This is a genomic window from Constrictibacter sp. MBR-5 (assembly GCF_040549485.1).
Lineage (GTDB): Bacteria > Pseudomonadota > Alphaproteobacteria > JAJUGE01 > JAJUGE01 > Constrictibacter.
The window spans coordinates 2,501-5,792 of record NZ_JBEPTK010000039.1 but is presented as its reverse complement, the minus strand read 5'-3'; the positions used below and the strand labels follow the sequence as shown (position 1 = coordinate 5,792).

Below are 3,292 nucleotides of genomic sequence, written 5' to 3'. Positions count from 1 at the left end.
CGGCTTTGCTGTTGAAAAAGTTGATAGAATGGAAGGGATGCGCGGGCGGCGCTGCGTCGAGCGATCGGCGTAACGGTTCGTCATGCGTATCCTGGAGACAGGTTCTGGCCTCCTGCGAAGGGGGTTGGATGATACGCTTGCGATGAATTGGGACGCTCCGAGCGTGCCCGTGGAAAGAGGCCTTTTGGGGTCTCGGCCCGTGGGTGCGATCAACTTGAGAGTTTGATCCTGGCTCAGAACGAACGCTGGCGGCATGCCTAACACATGCAAGTCGCACGGTCCTTTCGGGGGCAGTGGCGAACGGGTGAGTAACGCGTGGGAACCTGCCCTGGAGTGGGGGATAACCGCTGGAAACGGTGGCTAATACCGCATGTGCCCTGAGGGGCAAAGCAGCAATGCGCTCTGGGAGGGGCCCGCGTCCGATTAGCTAGTTGGTGGGGTGACGGCCTACCAAGGCGACGATCGGTAGCTGGTCTGAGAGGATGATCAGCCACACTGGGACTGAGACACGGCCCAGACTCCTACGGGAGGCAGCAGTGGGGAATATTGGACAATGGGCGCAAGCCTGATCCAGCAATGCCGCGTGCGTGATGAAGGCCTTCGGGTTGTAAAGCGCTTTCGCCCACGACGATGATGACGGTAGTGGGAGAAGAAGCCCCGGCTAACTCCGTGCCAGCAGCCGCGGTAATACGGAGGGGGCTAGCGTTGTTCGGAATTACTGGGCGTAAAGGGTGCGTAGGCGGCTGTCCAAGTCGGGTGTGAAAGCCCCGGGCTCAACCCGGGATGTGCATCCGAGACTGAATGGCTTGAGTTCGGGAGAGGTGAGTGGAATTCCCAGTGTAGAGGTGAAATTCGTAGATATTGGGAAGAACACCGGTGGCGAAGGCGGCTCACTGGACCGACACTGACGCTGAGGCACGAAAGCGTGGGGAGCAAACAGGATTAGATACCCTGGTAGTCCACGCCGTAAACGATGTGCGCTAGACGTGGGGAGTTCGGCTCTCCGTGTCGTAGCCAACGCGATAAGCGCACCGCCTGGGGAGTACGGCCGCAAGGTTAAAACTCAAAGGAATTGACGGGGGCCCGCACAAGCGGTGGAGCATGTGGTTTAATTCGACGCAACGCGCAGAACCTTACCAGCCTTTGACATGTCCGTCGCGGCTCCCTGAGAGGGGAGCTTTCGGTTCGGCCGGACGGAACACAGGTGCTGCATGGCTGTCGTCAGCTCGTGTCGTGAGATGTTGGGTTAAGTCCCGCAACGAGCGCAACCCTCATCCTTAGTTGCCATCGGGTTATGCCGGGCACTCTAGGGAAACTGCCGGTGACAAGCCGGAGGAAGGCGGGGATGACGTCAAGTCCTCATGGCCCTTATAGGCTGGGCTACACACGTGCTACAATGGCATCTACAGTGGGCAGCGAAGGGGCGACCTGGAGCGAATCCCCAAAAGATGTCTCAGTTCGGATTGCACTCTGCAACTCGGGTGCATGAAGTCGGAATCGCTAGTAATCGCGGATCAGCATGCCGCGGTGAATACGTTCCCGGGCCTTGTACACACCGCCCGTCACACCATGGGAGTTGGTTCTACCCGAAGCCGGTGCGCTAACCGCAAGGAGGCAGCCGACCACGGTAGGGTCAGCGACTGGGGTGAAGTCGTAACAAGGTAGCCGTAGGGGAACCTGCGGCTGGATCACCTCCTTTCTAAGGATGCCGTCGAGGCGCCCTGCTCACAGGGCGGCTGGACAGCAATCCAAAAATGCCGACGTAGCGCCGCCGGCGCATCCCTTCCAGACGAACGACGGCCGCATGGCCGCGCAGGACGATGGTCCGGCGCGGCCGCGGTTTGTGCGGGCTTTTGCCCGCGTCGTTCATTGGGCTGGTAGCTCAGTTGGTTAGAGCGCGCGCTTGATAAGCGTGAGGTCGAAGGTTCAAGTCCTTCTCGGCCCACCATTTTGCCGGCCGACCTTCGGTCGGCTGAACGCGCCGGTGGCGCGTTCGGAGGCAAAATCCGGCGCGCTTGCGCGACGGGCGCACGGTTCCGGGTTCGGGTCGGGTGTCCTCCGGGTCCTTCGGGATGGCGGGCCTCGGACGTGGCGAGCCGACCAGCGGGGGCGTAGCTCAGCTGGGAGAGCGCCGGCTTTGCAAGCCGGAGGTCATCGGTTCGATCCCGTTCGCCTCCACCACCCTGCCGGTCTGCCACGGGCAGACCGAATGCGCCGGTGGCGCGTTCGGAGGCGGGGTCCGGAGCCCTTTAGGGCGACGGGCGCACAGGCCCCGATGGGTGGCCTGGACGGGGAGCGGCTTCGGCCGATCCGCTGCCGACATTATATAGAGTGCGTTATTCGTTAGACCCTTTATGCGGTCATGAGATCCGGGGCGACGTTCATCGTCGCTTCGTTGCTGTTCGACATGGTGAAGAGGAGGAAGGCATCGTGCCGTTGGGCGCGTGGGGAGACCCGCGGCGTCTTCGAAGGCGCGGTGCCTGGAACATGACGCGGTGACGCGGCATCGTTCCGCATGAAGCCGGACGCCTGGCGTCCCGGTATCCGAGGGCACTGCCTTCGGGTGACGGGCGGTCGGGGGTTGCGGTGGATGTGGGCGGTGACGTGTCGTCTTCGCTGAGACATGTTCCGATGCGGGAGACGGGAGGATCTTCGGATCCGCCTTGCCCCTGCTCGGGACGTGGACGATCTCTCAAGCAACGAAGGGCATCTGGTGGATGCCTTGGCGCCAAGAGGCGATGAAGGACGTGGCACGCTGCGAAAAGCTTCGGGGAGCTGCGAGCAAGCTTTGATCCGAAGATGTCCGAATGGGGAAACCCGGCCCTTTTAGGGTCATCCTTCACTGAATCCATAGGTGAAGGAGGCGAACCCGGTGAACTGAAACATCTCAGTAGCCGGAGGAAAGGAAATCAACCGAGACTCCGCTAGTAGTGGCGAGCGAACGCGGACCAGGCCAGTGGCCTGCGCTTAAGAACCGGAACGGTCTGGAAAGGCCGGCCATAGCGGGTGACAGCCCCGTACGGGTAGAAAGAGCGCAGGTCCTCGAGTAGGGCGGGGCACGTGAAACCCTGTCTGAACATGGGGGGACCACCCTCCAAGCCTAAGTATTCCTTGGCGACCGATAGCGAACCAGTACCGTAAGGGAAAGGTGAAAAGCACCCCGACGAGGGGAGTGAAATAGACCTGAAACCGGATGCCTACAAGCAGTCGGAGCCGCCTCGCGCGGTGACGGCGTACCTTTTGTATAATGGGCCAGCGAGTTAGTGTATCGAGCAAGCTTAAGTCGATAGAC

General features: G+C 61.3%; 2 tRNA genes and 2 rRNA genes (1 of these 4 only partly in view). All 4 read left to right on the top strand.

From position 1 onward, the window contains the following. Positions 1 to 210: 210 nt before the first annotated feature. Positions 211 to 1,699, top strand: a 16S ribosomal RNA gene (locus ABIE65_RS27695). Between the two features lie 172 nt (positions 1,700 to 1,871). Then, positions 1,872 to 1,948, top strand: a tRNA-Ile gene (locus tag ABIE65_RS27690). A gap of 157 nt (positions 1,949 to 2,105) precedes the next feature. Next, positions 2,106 to 2,181 (top strand) — tRNA-Ala (locus ABIE65_RS27685). Between the two features lie 509 nt (positions 2,182 to 2,690). Beyond that, positions 2,691 to 3,292, top strand: a 23S ribosomal RNA gene (locus ABIE65_RS27680); it runs 2,143 nt beyond the window's last position. Together the 16S and 23S rRNA genes with 2 tRNA genes alongside form the textbook arrangement of a ribosomal RNA operon.